17 protein-coding genes are annotated in these 16,049 nt (G+C 63.7%); 7 read left to right on the top strand and 10 right to left on the bottom strand.

Going from position 1 to position 16,049, the window contains the following annotated elements:
• Positions 1-43: 43 nt before the first annotated feature.
• From CKW40_RS25945 to ccmA, 4 genes are all read right to left on the bottom strand, one after another.
• Positions 44-622 carry a DsbE family thiol:disulfide interchange protein gene (locus CKW40_RS25945; protein ID WP_095202680.1) on the bottom strand — a complete coding sequence of 193 codons (579 nt, stop codon included), beginning with the start codon at positions 620-622 and terminating at the stop codon, positions 44-46.
• On the bottom strand, positions 619-786 hold the full coding sequence (gene ccmD / locus CKW40_RS25940; RefSeq protein ID WP_095202679.1) for a heme exporter protein CcmD: 168 nt from the start codon (positions 784-786) through the stop codon (positions 619-621). The genes CKW40_RS25945 and ccmD overlap by 4 nt, the downstream gene beginning before the upstream one ends.
• Before the next feature lie 117 nt (positions 787-903).
• On the bottom strand, positions 904-1,569 hold the full coding sequence (gene ccmB / locus CKW40_RS25935) for a heme exporter protein CcmB (RefSeq protein ID WP_095202678.1): 666 nt from the start codon (positions 1,567-1,569) through the stop codon (positions 904-906).
• A 208-nt stretch (positions 1,570-1,777) separates the two neighbouring features.
• The gene (ccmA, locus tag CKW40_RS25925) at positions 1,778-2,383 is read right to left on the bottom strand and encodes a heme ABC exporter ATP-binding protein CcmA (protein WP_095202676.1); all 606 of its coding nucleotides are present in this window, start codon (positions 2,381-2,383) and stop codon (positions 1,778-1,780) included.
• 285 nt (positions 2,384-2,668) lie between these two features.
• Between ccmA and acnA the strand changes: the two genes are divergently transcribed.
• The gene (gene acnA, locus CKW40_RS25920) at positions 2,669-5,359 is read left to right on the top strand and encodes an aconitate hydratase AcnA (protein WP_095202675.1); all 2,691 of its coding nucleotides are present in this window, start codon (positions 2,669-2,671) and stop codon (positions 5,357-5,359) included.
• A gap of 59 nt (positions 5,360-5,418) precedes the next feature.
• On the opposite strand, the gene CKW40_RS25915 is transcribed toward acnA, so the two are convergent.
• A complete protein-coding gene (locus CKW40_RS25915; protein ID WP_095202674.1) occupies positions 5,419-6,090 on the bottom strand; it encodes a ceramidase domain-containing protein in 672 nt (223 codons plus the stop codon).
• 178 nt (positions 6,091-6,268) lie between these two features.
• Here CKW40_RS25915 and CKW40_RS25910 point away from each other — a divergent pair, with 178 nt between their 5' ends.
• From CKW40_RS25910 to CKW40_RS25900, 3 genes are all read left to right on the top strand, one after another.
• The gene (locus CKW40_RS25910; RefSeq protein WP_095202673.1) at positions 6,269-7,054 is read left to right on the top strand and encodes a DUF1223 domain-containing protein; all 786 of its coding nucleotides are present in this window, start codon (positions 6,269-6,271) and stop codon (positions 7,052-7,054) included.
• 75 nt (positions 7,055-7,129) lie between these two features.
• Positions 7,130-7,684, top strand: coding sequence for a GNAT family N-acetyltransferase (locus CKW40_RS25905; RefSeq protein WP_095202672.1), 555 nt, complete (start codon positions 7,130-7,132; stop codon positions 7,682-7,684).
• Positions 7,685-8,141: 457 nt separating this feature from the next.
• Complete coding sequence (locus CKW40_RS25900; protein ID WP_095202671.1) at positions 8,142-8,528, top strand: DUF2794 domain-containing protein; 387 nt, start codon at positions 8,142-8,144, stop codon at positions 8,526-8,528.
• Between the two features lie 199 nt (positions 8,529-8,727).
• Here CKW40_RS25900 and CKW40_RS25895 read toward each other — a convergent pair whose 3' ends face one another.
• The 4 genes from CKW40_RS25895 to CKW40_RS25880 all read right to left on the bottom strand — a co-directional run bounded on the left by CKW40_RS25895 (position 8,728) and on the right by CKW40_RS25880 (position 13,778).
• Positions 8,728-9,297, bottom strand: coding sequence for a GNAT family N-acetyltransferase (locus CKW40_RS25895; RefSeq protein ID WP_095202670.1), 570 nt, complete (start codon positions 9,295-9,297; stop codon positions 8,728-8,730).
• Between the two features lie 220 nt (positions 9,298-9,517).
• On the bottom strand, positions 9,518-10,291 hold the full coding sequence (locus CKW40_RS25890) for a Bax inhibitor-1/YccA family protein (protein WP_095202669.1): 774 nt from the start codon (positions 10,289-10,291) through the stop codon (positions 9,518-9,520).
• A 242-nt stretch (positions 10,292-10,533) separates the two neighbouring features.
• Positions 10,534-13,083 (bottom strand): ABC transporter permease, encoded by a 2,550-nt coding sequence (locus CKW40_RS25885; protein ID WP_095202668.1) that lies wholly within the window; start codon positions 13,081-13,083, stop codon positions 10,534-10,536.
• On the bottom strand, positions 13,083-13,778 hold the full coding sequence (locus tag CKW40_RS25880) for an ABC transporter ATP-binding protein (RefSeq protein ID WP_095202667.1): 696 nt from the start codon (positions 13,776-13,778) through the stop codon (positions 13,083-13,085). The genes CKW40_RS25885 and CKW40_RS25880 overlap by 1 nt, the downstream gene beginning before the upstream one ends.
• A gap of 88 nt (positions 13,779-13,866) precedes the next feature.
• On the opposite strand from CKW40_RS25880, the gene CKW40_RS25875 reads away from it, so the two are divergent.
• A complete protein-coding gene (locus tag CKW40_RS25875) occupies positions 13,867-14,511 on the top strand; it encodes an arylesterase (protein ID WP_095202666.1) in 645 nt (214 codons plus the stop codon).
• A gap of 127 nt (positions 14,512-14,638) precedes the next feature.
• Positions 14,639-15,235 carry an RNA 2',3'-cyclic phosphodiesterase gene (thpR, locus tag CKW40_RS25870; RefSeq protein ID WP_095202665.1) on the top strand — a complete coding sequence of 199 codons (597 nt, stop codon included), beginning with the start codon at positions 14,639-14,641 and terminating at the stop codon, positions 15,233-15,235.
• Here the strand turns inward: thpR and CKW40_RS25865 are convergent.
• Positions 15,139-15,645, bottom strand: a complete 507-nt coding sequence (locus CKW40_RS25865; protein WP_095202664.1) for a low molecular weight protein-tyrosine-phosphatase — start codon at positions 15,643-15,645, stop codon at positions 15,139-15,141. The two genes, thpR and CKW40_RS25865, sit on opposite strands and share 97 nt — an antisense overlap.
• Before the next feature lie 104 nt (positions 15,646-15,749).
• Between CKW40_RS25865 and CKW40_RS25860 the strand changes: the two genes are divergently transcribed.
• Positions 15,750-16,046: a 4a-hydroxytetrahydrobiopterin dehydratase gene (locus CKW40_RS25860; protein WP_095202803.1), complete on the top strand. Its 297-nt coding sequence runs from the start codon at positions 15,750-15,752 to the stop codon at positions 16,044-16,046.
• Positions 16,047-16,049 lie beyond the last annotated feature (3 nt).

Here is a 16,049-nt window from a genome sequence, read left to right as displayed (position 1 = left end):
TGAGGGGGCCTGGCGCCAGCGCCTAACCCGGAACCGCCAGCGCCTAACCCGGAACCGCCAGCGCCTTGTTGATCTGCGGCAGCAGCAGATCCCGCGCCGACTCCGGCGTCAGCGGGCCGACATGCTTGTAGGCGATCTTGCCATCCTTGCCGATGACGAAGGTTTCCGGCACGCCATAGACGCCCCAGTCGATCGCGGTGCGGCCGGCTTCGTCGACGCCGATGGCCTGGAACGGATTGCCGAGGTCACCGAGGAACCGGCGGGCGTTTTCCCGCTGGTCCTTATAGTTCAGCGCCGCCATCACGAACCGCTTGTCCTGCGCCAGCGCCAAGAGCACCGGATGCTCTTCGCGGCACGGCGCGCACCATGATGCGAAGACATTGACCAGCGTGACCTTGCCGGCGAACGCCCTGGAATCGAGCCCCGGCAGGTTTGCCCCCTCCAGTGCCGGCAAATTGGTCTGCGGCGCCGGCAGGCCGATCAGCGCCGAAGGCACTTCCGAGACATCGCGCCCGGACAAAAGCTGCGACAGGAACAGGCCGGCGAGGCCGAGGAAGACCAGCAGCGGCAACAGCACGAACAGGCGGCGGCTGGGTGGCGGCGTTTCGGTTTCGCTGCTCATGGCTTCCCCGTCTTGTCGGAACGCCGCCGCACGCCGGCCGCTTCGAGCTCAGCAAGCTCGCGCTTGCGCGCCCGCTGGTCGAACAGGATCCAGCCGATCAGCCCGGCCAGCACGATGGCGGTGATGCCATAGGCAGCGGTGACGTAGAGCGCATGCGCACTCATGCGACGCACTCCCCATAACCTTCCGCTATTGCTTCACCGTGCTCGATCATGGCCTTCCCATAGCTTTGCGCCCTCGGCTTCGCAATCGGACGCCGCGTCGCGGCCTTCAGCCCCACATCAATCCGTTCCATGTCGCAAGGCCAGCGCCGCCGAGACCGGCCCCAGCACGGCAAGGAACAACGTCAGCGCGGCAAGAATGAGGAAGGGTTGCAGGAAGGGATCGGGATCGGCCGTTGCGCCATAGCTCGCCGAAACGCCGAAGATCAGCACCGGTATAGTCAGAGGCAGCACCAGCACCGAGATCAACAGCCCGCCGCGCGGCAGCGCCACCGCCACCGCCGCACCCGCCGCGCCGATGAAGGTGATCGCCGGCGTGCCGACCAGCAGGGTCAGTGCGGTCGCGCCGATGGCGAGCGGCTCCATGTTCATGAACAGGCCGAGCAGGGGCGCGGCGACGACCAACGGCAGCACACTTCCTGCCCAATGCGCCAGGCATTTCACCAGCACCGTCAGCGCCAGCATGTGCCTATCGTTGCCGAGTACTAGCAGATCGAGCGAGCCGTCCTCGCGGTCGGCCTGGAACAGCCGGTCGAGCCCGAGCAGGCAGGCGAGCAGCGCGCCGATCCACAGGATCGCCGGACCGATGCGGGCAAGCAGCTTCAGGTCCGGCCCGACGCCGAAGGGGATGGTGGCGATGACGGCGAGGAAGAAAATGACGCCGGTCAACGCCCCGCCGCCGGCGCGGATGTTGAGACGGATGTCGCGCAGCAGGAGGGACCACATTACGATGTGGTCCCCTGTTGAGGACGACGTTCTGTGGCGCCCCCCTCTGTCCTGCCGGACATCTCCCCCACAAGGGGGGAGATTGGCCGCTTCGGCGCTCCGCTCGTCTTTGCGACGCTGGTGATTGGCGAAATCGCAGGAGACAGCCGATCTCCCCCCTTGTGGGGGAGATGTCCGGCAGGACAGAGGGGGGTGCCTCGCACCGTCATCAACCGGCTTCCCCCATCCTCAACTCCGCCGCCTCGATCCCCAGCGGCAGATGCGTCGCCGCGACAATCATCCCACCCCCGGCACAGTGCTCCGCCATCAGCCCCGCAAACCGCTCCTCCGAAGCCTTGTCCAGTCCCGCCGTTGGCTCATCGAGCAGCCACAGCGGCCGGCGGCTGACCAAAAGCTTCGCGATCGCCGCGCGCCGCCTTTGCCCGGTCGAGAGATAGCCGAACGGCAGATGTCCGATACCACCCAGCCCGACAGTCTCCAGCGCCTCTTCGACGCTCGAATCGCCACCGCCATTGAAGTCGCGCCAGAAGCGCAGGTTTTCCGTGACACTCAGCGCCGTCTTCATCGCATTCTGGTGGCCGAGATAGTGACAGGCCGAAGCGATCGACGGAAAGTCATCGCCGCCGCCTTCGAGCAGCAACCGGCCTTCCGCCTTCGGCAGCAGCCCGGCGATGATCCTGAGCAAGGTCGATTTGCCCGATCCGTTCGGCCCGGTGACGACCAGCGCCTGGCCATCCTCGAGCGCAAAACCAATGCCGGAAAACACGCTCTCGCCGCCGCGTTCGCCGCCCAGATTTTCGGCGATAAGCCGCATCCCTCGCCTGCCCTGAAAACAATGTTTCGCGAGCGCTGCCGCATCGCACAAATTTGCTCTCCAACTGTCTAGAACTATTCCAGAAAATTCTCTATATGCGGTGCATCCGTGCCAGCGGTCGGCGCGGGAACAGAATTTGCGCCGAACCAGCGCACGCGCCGCCTTGAACGGCTCGGGTTGCTTGGGAACGGACAGCGGAAATGGCCGTACCCGCACCTTTGCGCGTGATTGCATGCCATCGGCGTCCGTTCCCTTTCAGGCTGAACAGACAAGGACGGATCGCACGTGTCAAAATCCCTCGATAGTTTCAATTGCCGTCGCACGCTGACCGCGGGCGGCACCGAGTATACCTATTTCGATCTCATCGAGGCCGAGAAGAACGGCCTCACCGGCATTGCCCAGCTGCCCTATTCGATGAAGGTGCTGCTGGAGAACCTCTTGCGCAACGAGGACGGCCGCTCCGTCACCAAGGAATCGATCCAGGCGGTCGCCGGCTGGCTGACCGACAAGGGAACCGCCGGCGTCGAGATCGCCTATCGCCCGGCCCGCGTGCTGATGCAGGATTTCACCGGCGTTCCGGCCGTCGTCGATCTGGCCGCCATGCGTGACGCCATGGCTTCGCTCGGCGGTGATCCGCAGAAGATCAACCCGCTGGTGCCGGTCGACCTCGTCATCGACCATTCCGTCATCGTCGACGAGTTCGGCACGCCGATGGCCTTTGCCCGCAATGTCGAGCTCGAATATGAGCGCAACGAGGAACGCTACAAGTTCCTGAAATGGGGCCAGCAGGCGTTCCGCAACTTCCGCGTCGTGCCGCCCGGCACCGGCATCTGCCACCAGGTCAACCTCGAATATCTCGGCCAGGTCGTGTGGACCAATACCGAAGACGGCGAAACCACTGCCTATCCCGACACCTGCGTCGGCACCGATTCGCACACCACCATGATCAACGGCCTTGGCGTGCTCGGCTGGGGCGTCGGCGGCATCGAGGCCGAGGCGGCCATGCTCGGCCAGCCCGTCTCCATGCTCCTGCCCGAAGTCATCGGCTTCCGCCTCACCGGCAAGCTCAAGGAAGGCGTCACCGCCACGGACCTGGTGCTCACCGTCACTCAGATGCTGCGCAAGAAGGGTGTCGTCGGCAAGTTCGTCGAGTTCTTCGGCCCGGGCCTGTCCAACATGACGCTCGCCGACCGTGCCACCATCGGCAACATGGCGCCCGAATATGGCGCCACCTGCGGCTTCTTCCCGGTCGATTCGGAAACCATCCGCTACCTGACAATGTCCGGCCGCGAGGAAAGCCGCATCGCGCTGGTCGAAGCCTATGCCAAGGCGCAAGGCATGTGGCGCGAGGCCGGCTCCGCCGATCCGGTCTTCACCGACCTGCTCGAACTCGAGCTGAGCAGCGTCGTGCCGTCGATGGCCGGCCCCAAGCGGCCCGAAGGCCGCGTCGCGCTGGAAGGCATTCCAGCCGGCTTCGCCAAGGCGATGGAGACCGAATACAAGAAAGCCGCCGAAATCTCCAAGCGCTACGCCGTCGAAGGCACCGACCATGACCTCGGCCATGGCGACGTCGTCATCGCCGCCATCACCTCCTGCACCAACACCTCGAACCCGAGCGTGCTGATCGGCGCGGGCTTGCTCGCCCGCAACGCCAACCGCCTTGGCCTCAAGCAGAAGCCGTGGGTGAAGACTTCGCTCGCCCCCGGCAGCCAGGTCGTGGCCGAATATCTCGAAAAATCCGGCCTGCAGAAGGAGCTCGACCAGATCGGCTTCAATCTGGTCGGCTTCGGCTGCACCACCTGCATCGGCAATTCCGGCCCGCTGCCGGCGCCGATCTCCAAGACCATCAACGACAAGGGCTTGATTGCTGCCGCGGTGCTTTCCGGCAACCGCAATTTCGAAGGCCGCGTCTCGCCCGACGTGCAGGCCAACTATCTGGCGTCACCGCCGCTGGTCGTGGCGCATGCGCTGGCCGGCACCGTGACTAAGGACCTCACCACTGAGCCGCTCGGCGAGGACAAGAACGGCAATCCGGTCTACCTCAAGGATATCTGGCCGAGCTCGGCCGAGATCCAGGAGTTCATCGAGAAGAACGTTACGCGAGAGCTGTTCGCCCGCAAATATGCCGACGTCTTCAAAGGCGACGAGTACTGGCAGAACGTCAAGGCGCCGGAAGGCCAGACCTATGCCTGGGACGACAATTCGACCTATGTGCAGAACCCGCCCTATTTCGCCGGGATGACCGCTGGTTTCGGCAAGATCGGCGACATCAAGGGCGCTCGCGTGCTCGGCCTGTTCGGCGACAAGATCACCACCGACCACATCTCGCCGGCGGGTTCGATCAAGGCCGCCTCGCCGGCCGGCAAGTACCTCACCGACCACGGCGTCGGCGTCGCCGACTTCAACCAGTACGGCACGCGGCGCGGCAATCATGAGGTGATGATGCGCGGCACCTTCGCCAACATCCGCATCCGCAACCACATGCTGGGCGAGAACGGCCGCGAGGGCGGCTACACCATCCACTACCCGTCGAAGGAAGAGGAATCGATCTACGACGCGGCGATGGAGTACAAGAAGGGAGGCGTGCCGCTGGTCATCTTCGCCGGCGTCGAATACGGCAACGGCTCGTCGCGCGACTGGGCGGCCAAGGGAACGAACCTGCTTGGCGTCCGCGCGGTCATCGCCCAGTCCTTCGAGCGCATCCACCGCTCGAACCTGGTCGGCATGGGCGTCATCCCCTTCGTCTTCGAGGAAGGCACGTCATGGGCCTCGCTCAATCTCAAGGGCGACGAGCTGGTCGAGATCGACGGATTGAGCGCCATCAAGCCGCGCCAGACGATGACCGCCAAGGTCACCTATGGCGACGGCACGGTGAAGAACGTGCCGATCATCTGCCGCATCGATACGCTGGACGAGCTCGACTACTTCAAGAACGGCGGCATTTTGCAGTACGTGCTGCGCGATCTGGCAGCTTAGAAAAACAGTGAGTAGTGAGTAGGACGTAGGGAAAGAGCCTACTCACTACTCACTACTCACTACTCACTTACCTTCGGCGCTCCAAACCGCGCCGTCGCCGCCAGCAGCACCCCCAGCATCAGCCCGTTGAAGACGTGCCACAGGAAATGCGTGCCGAGCGGAAAGCTGGCGCAGACCATCGGGTCGATCATCCGGCAGATGACCGACACCACGAAGATCGCCGACCCAGCCAGATTGTACCAGCCGGCCCGGTTGCCGCTGACTGTTATCCAGACACCGAAGAAGGCGAGCGCCAGGAATGGGGGCAGATAGCTTGTCGTGCCGTTCGATGCCTGGCGCAGCCAGTCCGGCACGGCGAAGGTAATCGCCCCTGCCACCGCATAGAAGACGACGAAGACCGCAATCGCCTGGCCCCATTTCATGCCAAGGAAGCGGCGCAGATTGAACAGCGTATAGGCGAGCGTGAAGCCGGCGATCGGCAGGATATCGGCCCAGATCGTGCCCTTGGTGGCAAAGGTATGGAAGATCGTCGAGCCGATGCCGATCGCCACCACCCACCAGGCCAGCACCTCGGCGAAGGTGCCGGCCTTGCATCGACGTACTTCCCGCACACCCCATAATCCCGCGGCAATGAAAGCGAGGTTGGTCAAAGCATTCGTCGGTTCGGCCCAAAGTCCAGGTCCGGTCCGCTCGCAATAGAGATCGACCGGGGTCAGGAGAGTTTGCCACATGGTGATGATGCCACTCCCGAATCGAACCACGTCGTGAAATGCAGTGTCTCACCTATTGCGGCCTTACCTGCGGCTGCAATGGCAAAATTTCACCGCAACGTGACTTCCCGTTGACTTCCGCTTCTGCCACATATTTCAGACAATCAGAACAAAGCCGGCGCCACCGGCGGGAATTGGAATGGTCATGGCCTGGCGAAGATCACTTTGGCTGGCAGCCTTTGCGCTGGCCTTCTCGGCGGTTGCCGGTGCCGGCCATGCCGGCGAGGCCGAAAGAATCCAGGCCGAGAAACCCCAGCCCGACAAGCCGCTCGGCGTGGTCGAACTGTTCACCAGCCAGGGCTGCAGTTCCTGTCCGCCGGCCGATGCCTTCTTCGCCGAACTCGCCACCAAGGAAGACATCGTCGCGCTCTCCTATCACGTCGACTATTGGGACTATCTCGGCTGGAAGGACACGCTGAGCCGCAAGGAAAACACCGAGCGGCAATATGATTATATGCGCGCCTTCGGCAGTCGCTCCGTCTATACGCCGCAGGCGGTCCTCAATGGCCGCGTGCACGTCAACGGCGCCAATCGCGGTGAGGTCGACGGCGCGCTTGCCCGCATGGCCAGGGGCGGCGAAGGCATTCGGGTCCCCGTCAAGGTCAGCCGCACCAGCGACCGCGTGATCATCGATGCCGGCGATGCCGGCGCCGGCCCCAACGATGCCCATGTCGTCATCGTCTATTTCGATGCGCCACAGACGGTCAAGATCGCCCAGGGCGAGAACTCCGGCCGTAAGATGACCTATTGGAACGCCGTCACCGGCATCCAGACCGCCGGCATGTGGCACGGCAAGGCGCAGCGCTATGAATTGCCGTTGAGCGAGATCACCAAGAAAGGCGGCTGCGCCGTGCTTTTGCAGTCGGTCGGCAAGGACGGCATGCCAGGCCCCATCCTCGGCGCCGCCTTCATCCACAAGCCCTGATCTCCATCGATAGACCGGCTTCAGGGAACCGATCGCTGATGAAAGCCGGCCGGCCACGAAAGTAGGCGAGCATCCATGGCGAAGCGACCCGAGCCGCACCCGATCCTCCTGACGGCGCGCCTGCGCCTGCGCCAGTTCAGGGGCGAAGATACGGATGCGATGCACGAATGCTTTGCCGACCCGAAGGCGATGCGCTTCTGGAACGCACCAGTCCACACGAAGCGGATCGAGACCGAGCGCGCCGTGCTCAGATATGTCGACTGCACCCCATCCTACTATCGGCACTGGGCGGTGGCCGACATCGAGACTGACCGCTGCCTCGGCCTCGTCAGCTATCACGATGGCCATATCCGCAACAAGCGCGTGGCCATCGGCTACTTCATCAATCCCTCATGCCAGCGACGCGGCATGGCCACCGAGGCCGTCTCGGCGATGCTCGACTTCTGCTTCGACGAGCTCGGCCTGCACCGTGTCCAGGCCTTCATCGATCCCGACAACACCCCGTCGCGCAAGCTGGTCGAGAAACTCGGATTTGGCCGCGAAGGCCTGCTGCGTGACCATCTGCGTGTCGGAGACATTTGGCGTGATGAAATTGTGTATGCGCTCCTCGGGGCTAACCGCCCCAGCTGAAGCTGATTTTGCATCGCCAGCTGATGAGCTTTGTCTCCCAACTCCGGAGACAGCATCCGGGCGCCCCAGAACCACAGGCATGAAAAAACCGACGTCAGCTTGCTTCTGACGCCGGTCATTTAGGTTTTGGGATCGTCGCACCCGATTTTTCCAAGGAAAAACCGAGGTTGGTTCGATCCGACGCAGACCCGTGGGCGGGGGGCTTGGGGTTTACGAGCCGGTGCCGGACCGAACCGTCTCAGGCAACGCCGGTAAATTCGTCGGACATTGGGGCATGAGCGCGGATAAAAAAAGGCAGAAATGTGGCGAAGCATCACCAATTCCAACAGTGCGCATTACAAAAGTGACTGGACGTGACAGAAATGGCGCGCCGCCGCCACCGCTTCGCCGGCTCTTGCAATTGCCGCGCGAAGGGGCCAATTTTGGTTGGCAAAGATTCAGTTTGAAGGATCGAGGCATGACTGACGACAGCGGCGGGACGGGGGATGGTGACGCATCCGCAATATTGATCCCGCTGCACGAGGCGCGCAACGCACGCCTCGACCAGCCGGTGCGCTTCGACCGGCGTGAACTGGACCAGATCCTCAGACTCTACGGACGCATGGTCGCCGCCAATGAATGGCGCGACTACGCCATCGATCATCTGACCGACAGGGCCGTGTTTTCCGTCTTCCGCCGCGCCAGCGAAGTGCCGCTGTTCCAGATCGTCAAGGATCCGAAACTGGCGCGCAAGCAGGGCGCCTTCGCCGTCATTGCCGCTGGCGGGCGCATCCTCAAGCGCGGGCAAGAACTTGGCCGCGTGCTTGGCATCTTCGACAGCAAACTGAAAGTGGTCGAGGCGTGAAGGGGAACTGGAGAATTGAGGAACTGGAGAATTGAGGAACTGGAGAACTGAGGAACTGAGGAACTGAGGAACTGAGGAACTGAGGAACTGAGGAAAGAGGTGCTAAGCGGCTGATATTAGTTCATTTTTATTTTTCTTCAGTTCTTCAATTCCTCAGTTCCTCTCCTCTTCTTCAATTCCTCAGTTCTTCAATTCCTCTTTATTTCATCCCTCGAAACTTCCGCTCCGGCAAAGAAGCCGCATCCGGCGGCAGTGACGCACCGCCATTCAGCGACAGCTGCATGAACACCGTGTCCAGCCAGCGCCCGTGCTTGTAGCCGGAGCCTTCGAGCCGGCCTGAAGGGCGAAAGCCGAGCTTTTCGTGCAGCTTGACCGATGCGCTGTCGGGATGGCCGTCGCCGATCACCGCGATGATCTGGCGGAAACCCGCCGCCTCGGCCGCCGCGATCAGGCTCTGCATCAGCATGAGGCCGACGCCCTGGCCCTTGGCTTCAGGCGCGACATAAACCGAATCCTCGACGATGAAGCGATAGGCCGGGCGCGGCCGGAAGGCGCCGGCATAGGCATAGCCGAGCACGGCACCATTCTTTTCCGCCACCAGATACGGAAAGCCCCCGGCCGTGAGCGTGTCGAATCGCGTGCCCATCTCGGCGCGACTCGGCGGTTCCAGCTCGTAGCTCGCCGTGCCATGTGTCACCGCGTCGGCGTAGATTTCGGTGATGGCGTCGAGGTCGGCGGCATTGGCCGCCCGAATCACGATATTGCTCATTCTTTATGCAAGCCTTCCATGTGCCTGCGATAACAGCAAAGACCGGCGCAAAAGAAAAGGGCGGCCGTTGGGCCGCCCCTTCCAAACCCGATGGTCCAGTCAGACCATGATGCGAAGCCTTAGAGCAATTCCAGGAAAAGTGTGAGCGGTTTTCCGTCTGGAATTGCGTCAAAACAAAGAGTTAGAGCGGTTCGCCGTTTCCATGAAACGGTGAAACGCTCTAGCGGCGGTCGCCCATGAACTGCAGCAGGAACATGAACAGGTTGATGAAGTCGAGATAGAGCCTCAGCGCGCCCATGATGGCCTTGCGGCCTGCGACATCCGAAGCGTCTCCCTCGAAATACATCTCCTTGATCTTCTGCGTGTCATAGGCGGTGAGGCCGGCGAAGATCAGCACGCCGATCGCCGATACCGCGAAGGACAGCGCCGACGACTGCAGGAAGATGTTGATCACCATTGCGATGATCAAGCCGAACAGACCCATGATCAGGAACGAACCCATCGCCGTCAGGTCGCGCTTGGTCGTGTAGCCATAGAGCGACAGCGCGCCGAAGCCGGCGGCGGTGGCGAAGAAGGTCTGCGAAATGCTGGCTGTGGTGTAGACCAGGAAGATCGACGACAGCGACAGGCCGACGAGGCCGGCATAGACCCAGAACGTCGTCTGCGCCGCCGAAACGCTCATCGACTGGACGCGGAACGACAGGAACATCACGGCGGCCAGCGGCGCCAGCATCACCACCCAGCGCAACGGCGACCCGAAGATCGCGTAGCCGAAGGAGGTCAGCATTTCGCCGCTCGGCAGCGTTGCGACAGCCGAGGCCGGATCGGTGGTGGTGGCCAGCATGATCGTGCCGACAGCGGCAAGGCCTGTGATGAGGAGGCCAAGCCCCATCAGATTGTAAACCTTGACCATATAGGCGCGCAGGCCCTGGTCGATATCGACGGCGGCGCCGGGCACGGCGCGCGTCTGGAAGTTGCGAATGGGATCAGCCATTGTAGTCCTCTATTGCTTCTGCCCCGTCCGGTGTCGGACCCTGTTGGGTACAAATCCACTGGACCCAGGCGCCGCTGGCGGGGCTCCAGCATGCCTGTGGCGAAATATGATGGTTATTCGCGTCAAGAACAAGACCGTAACCGGATGTAACGGTTCGTGAGAGGCCGAAAGGCCGATTCCCGGGCTTTCCGACCGGCATCCTTACCAAGATTTAATCCGCGATGGTGGCTTCGGCCCTGGAATTACAGCTCGCGCAGCACCGGTGCGGCCTTGTGGCCGAGCACCCGCCAGGTGCCGGCGAGGCCGATGCCGACGGTGATCACCAGCGCAAAGACGATGGTCGCCACCGCCACCTGCGGCATGAAATGCGACGGCAGGGTCATGATGCGGGCGACAATGTACCAGGCCGCGATGCCGCCGGCGGCCAGCGCAAAGATGGCGGTGGCCAGTCCGATCAGCATGTATTCGAGAGAGAATGCCGTGATCAGCGTTCTCCTGGTGGCACCAAGCGTCTTCAGCACCACGGCATCGTGGATGCGCGCCCGGTTGCCGGCGGCGAGCGCGCCGGCCAGCACCAGCACCGAAGCGATCAGCGCCACGCCGGCCGCCGCCCGGATCGCCGTGCCGAGCTGGCCGACCAGCCGGTTGACGACATCGAGCGCGTCCTTGACCCGCACCGTCGTCACCGCCGGAAAGGCGCGGGTGACGGCATTGAGGATGCGCGCGTCGTCGGCCGTGGTGGCATTCTTTTCGGTCAGCGTCGCCATCCAGCCATGCGGCGCCCCGGTGAATGTGGTGGGCGAGAACACCATGACGAAATTGATGCCCATCGTTTCCCATTGGACCTGGCGGAAATTGGCGATCCTGGCCGTCACGTTGCGGCCGAGCACATTGACGGTGACGGTGTCGCCGAGCTTCAGCCCGATTTCCTTGCCTTCTTGCGCCGAGAACGAGACCAGCGGCTCGCCGGTATAATTGTCCGGCCACCATTTGCCCTCGGTCAGCGTCGCGTTTTCCGGCTGCCTGGCATCATAGGTCAGGCCGCGATCGCCTTTCAGCACCCAGGCGCCTTCGGCCGGCACCTTGACCTTGTCGACATCGACGCCATTGAGCGCCATCACCCGGCCGCGCAGCATCGGCACCTTGGCCAGCGTCCCCTTTGGCGCCTCCTTGCCGATCAGTGCGGAGAACGCATCGACATCGCTGCCCTGGATGTCGACGAAGAAGAAGTTCGGCGCCCGCTCCGGCAGACTGCTGGAGATCTGCTGCCTGAGATTCCCGTCGATCAGCGCCAGCGTCACCAGCAGCGTCAGCCCGAGCCCGAGCGACAGCACCACCGATGGCGTCAGGGCGCCCGGCCGGTGGATGTTGCCGACGGCGAGCCTGAGTGCCACGAAGCGCACGCGCGGGCTTTTCCTTGCCGCCCACTGCACCAGCGCACCGACCAGGCGCAGCACCAGGAAGGCGAAGATAGTGGCACCGACGAAGATCGAGGCGATGCGCTGGTCGCCGGAAAACAGGATGGCCAGCGCCGCCAAGAGCAGCGCGATGCCGATGGCCGATGCAATATAGACCGGGCGCGGCAGGCCACGGCCTTCCAGCCCCATCTCGCGGAACAGCGCCGTCGCCGGCACATCGCGGGCGCGGCCAAGCGGCAACAGCGCGAAGGCCAGCGTCACCAGCAGGCCGAACAGCGCCGCCATGGCGAGCGCGCCGGGATAGAAGCCGCCCTCCGCCGGCACCGGAATGACGGATTGGAGCGCAGCACTCGCTACAAAGGGCATCAGCGCGCCGAGCAAGAGACCGAGAACGATGCCAAGCGCGGCGATGATCATGATCTGCACCAGATAGACGGCAAAGACGAAGCCGCCGGAAGCGCCCAGGCTCTTGAAGGTGGCGATGACGCCGCGTTTGCCGTCGAGATAGGCGCGCACCGCATTGGCGACGCCGACGCCGCCGACCACCAGCGCCGTCAGCCCGACCAGCGTCAGGAATTGCGAGAAGCGTTCGATGTTGGACGACAGCGCGGGTGCGGCATTGCTGCGCGTGCGGATCGACCAGCCGGCCTCGGGAAAATCCTTCGCCGCCTGATCCTGGATGGCCTTGAGCCGCGCCTCGTCGGCGTTGGCGGGCAGCAGGATCTTGTAGGCATTTTCGACCAGGCTGCCCGGCTGCACCAGTCCGGTCGCCGCCAGTGCCTCGGTCGAGATCATCAGCCTTGGCGCGAAGCCGAAACCGTCGGACACGGCATCCGGCTCGGTGACCAGCCTGGCGCGCAGTTCGAAGGTCGCGGTGCCGAGCTTCAGCCGGTCGCCGAGCGTGAGATGCAGCCGTTCGAACAACAGATCGGGCGCCGCCGCGCCGAAAACGCCAAACTCTTCGCCGAACAGCTCCTGCTTCGACAGCTTCGGTTCGGTTTCCAGCGCGCCGTAGAGCGGATAGGCGTCGTCGACCGCCTTGGCCTCGACCAGCGCCTGGTCCGAGCCGTCGGCCAGGCGCGCCATCGAGCGCATGCTGGCGGTGCGCGAAACCGTGCCCAGCCCGTCGAGGAAGCCACGCTCGGCCTGGCTGGCGTCGCGCTGGTTGATCTGGAAGCGGAGGTCGCCGCCGAGCAGCGTCTGGCCCTGGTCGGCAACGCCGGCACTGATCGAACGGGCAACCGAATTGACGCCGCCGATCGCCGCGACGCCGAGCGCGATGCAGGCAAGGAAGATCAGGAAGCCGGACAGGCCGCCGCGCATTTCGCGCAGCGAGAAGCGAACCGCGAGCTTCAGCGTCTGCGCCAGCGGCATCAGGCGGTGACCTTCAAGGGCGCCGGCGCCTCGATCCGGCCGGAGCGCATCGACACCTGGCGCGAGCAGCGCGCCGCGAGCGCCGGATCATGGGTGACCAGCACCAGCGTCATGCCGCGCTCGGCCGCCTTGGCGAACAAAAGGTCGGCGACCTGCCGCCCCGTCACCTGATCGAGATTGCCGGTCGGCTCGTCGGCGATCAAAATGCGCGGCGACGGCGCCAGCGCCCGGGCGATCGCCACGCGCTGCTGTTCACCGCCGGAAAGTTCGCCGGGGTAGTGGGTGACGCGGTCGGACAGGCCGACCGCCGCCAGCTCCCGCGCCGCCACCGAAAACGGATCGGCATGGCCGGCCAGCTCCAGCGGCACGGCGACATTTTCGAGCGCCGTCATGTTGGGGATGAGGTGGAAGGACTGGAACACGATGCCAATGTTTCGGCCACGAAACGAAGCAATCTGGTCCTCGCTTTTGCCGTTGAGCAACTCGCCGGCGATTCGTACCGTACCCGAATCGACCCGTTCCAGGCCTGCCAGCACCATCAGCAAGGTCGACTTGCCGGACCCTGAGGGACCGACGATGCCGGTGGCCTCGCCGCGCGCCACCTCGAGGCTGACGCCCTTCAGCACGTGGACGGACGAAGCGCCTTCGCCAAGCGTCAGCGATACGTCTTTCAGCGCGATGACGGCTTCTGTCAAAATGAAAGCGTCCTATATCAGGGATGAAGGCTCTGCTTGCCGGAAGCCGTCGCCCGGAAGAATGTTTTTGTCATATGGGGCCTGCCGCATGTCTTTCAAACGCCAGATAGCCGCAGGGCTCATCCTTTTCCTCGCCCTTTGCGGCGCCATTTCGTCGGCACAGGCCGAGCCTTTCAAGATCGTCGGGTTCGGTGACAGCCTGATGGCGGGCTATGGCCTCGGGCCCGGCGAGGGTTTCACCGACAAATTGCAGGCCGCGCTTCGGGCCAAGGGCCATGACGTGACCGTCGCCAATGCCGGCGTTTCCGGCGACACCACCAGCGGCGGCCTGGCGCGGCTCGACTGGTCGGTGCCGGACGGCACCCAGCTGGTCATCCTCGAACTCGGCGCCAACGACATGCTGCGCGGCGTCGCGCCCGATATCACCAGGAAGAACCTCGACGAGATGCTGGGCAAGCTCAAACAGCGCAAGATCGCCGTGCTGCTCGCAGGCATGCGCGCCGCGCCCAATCTCGGGGCCGACTATCAAAACGCCTTCGACGCCATCTTTCCCGACCTGGCGAAGACATACGACGTTCCGCTCTATCCGTTCTTCCTCGACGGCGTCGCCGGCCAGCCCGGCCTGCGGCTCGAGGATGGCCTGCATCCGAACGCCAAGGGGGTCGACCAGATGGTCGAGCGCATCCTGCCGACGGTCGAGAAGGCCATCGCGGCGGTGCCTGGAGGTTCGTGAGGCCGGATAAAATGCCTTCCCTGGCGGAAACTTTTAACAAAGCGTGTGACCAATAAACCTCTTGCTCCATTCGACTATCGATGATTCGCTAGGGATGACAGTTCGATTCGAGGAAGGGAGGCTCTTCATGCCGCGTCTTTTCACCGCCCTCGAAATTCCGCGTGACGCCGCCCTTTCGCTGTCCCTGCTCCGGGGCGGCCTGCCCGGGGCCCGTTGGATCGATGTCGAAAACTACCATCTGACGCTGCGCTTCATCGGCGATGTCCCCGGTCACGTAGCCGATGAGATCGCCAACGCGCTCGACCGCGTCCACCGCCCCTCCTTCTCGCTGACCTTGTCCGGTGTCGGCGCTTTCGGCCAGAAGAAGCCGCACGCGGTCTGGGCCGGCGCTGCCCCTTCGCCCGATCTGGCAGCGCTTCAGGGCGAGATCGAGCGCATCTGCCAGCGGCTCGGCATTCCCGCCGATCCGCGCAAGTTCATGCCGCATGTCACCCTTGCGCGGCTGCGCAATTCGACCCCGCTGGACGTCGCCCAGTATCTGTCGGCGCGCGGCAATTTCTCGACGCTGCCCTTCCGCATCGGCCGATTCGTCCTGATGTCGTCGCGCGATTCGGTCGGCGGCGGCCCTTATATCGTCGAGGAAGCCTGGCCGCTGTCGGGTACCGACGCTCGCGCCGCCAGCCGTGTCGCCAGCGCCTCCGACGCTTCGCGGATCATGCGGTAGACTTCGGCAAAGGCCTCCGGCCCGTCATAATAGGGATCGGGCACGTCGCGCGCCTGTCCATGCGCAAATTCTAAAAACAGGTGCACTCGGTCCCGCGCGGGCGCCAGCGCCTTGAGATCGGCGACGTTCGAGCGGTCCATGCCGAGGATCAGGTCGAAACGCGAAAAATCCTCCGGCCTGACCTTGCGCGCCCTCTGTCCGGAAATGTCGATGCCGTGACGCAAGGCAATCGCGATCGAGCGAGGGTCGGGGGCCGAGCCGACCTCCCAGCCGCTGGTGGCGGCAGAGTCCAGCAGCATGTCGCGCCCGCGTTCCGCCAATGCGGTGCGAAACACGCCTTCGGCCAATGGCGAGCGGCAGATGTTGCCGAGGCAGACGAAGAGTATGGAATTTATCGGCTTTATGCTCATTCGATATGCGCCGTTTGTGCATTTGGAACCCCAAAACCGCAAAGCACTTTTGGACGACTTGCAGTATGGTGAGGGTCAAATTCGAAATAGCACGGGAAATCATCATGACGAGAGAAAAACTCAGCAAGGACGCCATAACTGCTGCCCTTGCCGAACTCGGCGGCTGGTCGCTGGCCACGGACGGCACCTCGATCAAGCGCAGCTTCGTCTTCAAGAATTTTTCCGAAGCCTTCGCCTTCATGACCCGCGTCGCGCTGGCGGCCGAAAAGATGGACCATCACCCCGACTGGTCAAACGTCTACAAGACCGTGGACGTGACGCTGAACACCCATGACGCCGGCGGCGTCACGGCGCTGGACATCGCGCTGGCGACGAAGATGAATCGCTATTTCGGCGGCTGAGTG

Source organism: Mesorhizobium carmichaelinearum (assembly GCF_900199455.1).
Taxonomy (GTDB): Bacteria; Pseudomonadota; Alphaproteobacteria; order Rhizobiales; family Rhizobiaceae; genus Mesorhizobium; species Mesorhizobium carmichaelinearum.
The sequence above is the reverse complement of the archived record's forward strand: the minus strand, read 5'-3'. Positions and strand labels throughout refer to the sequence as shown.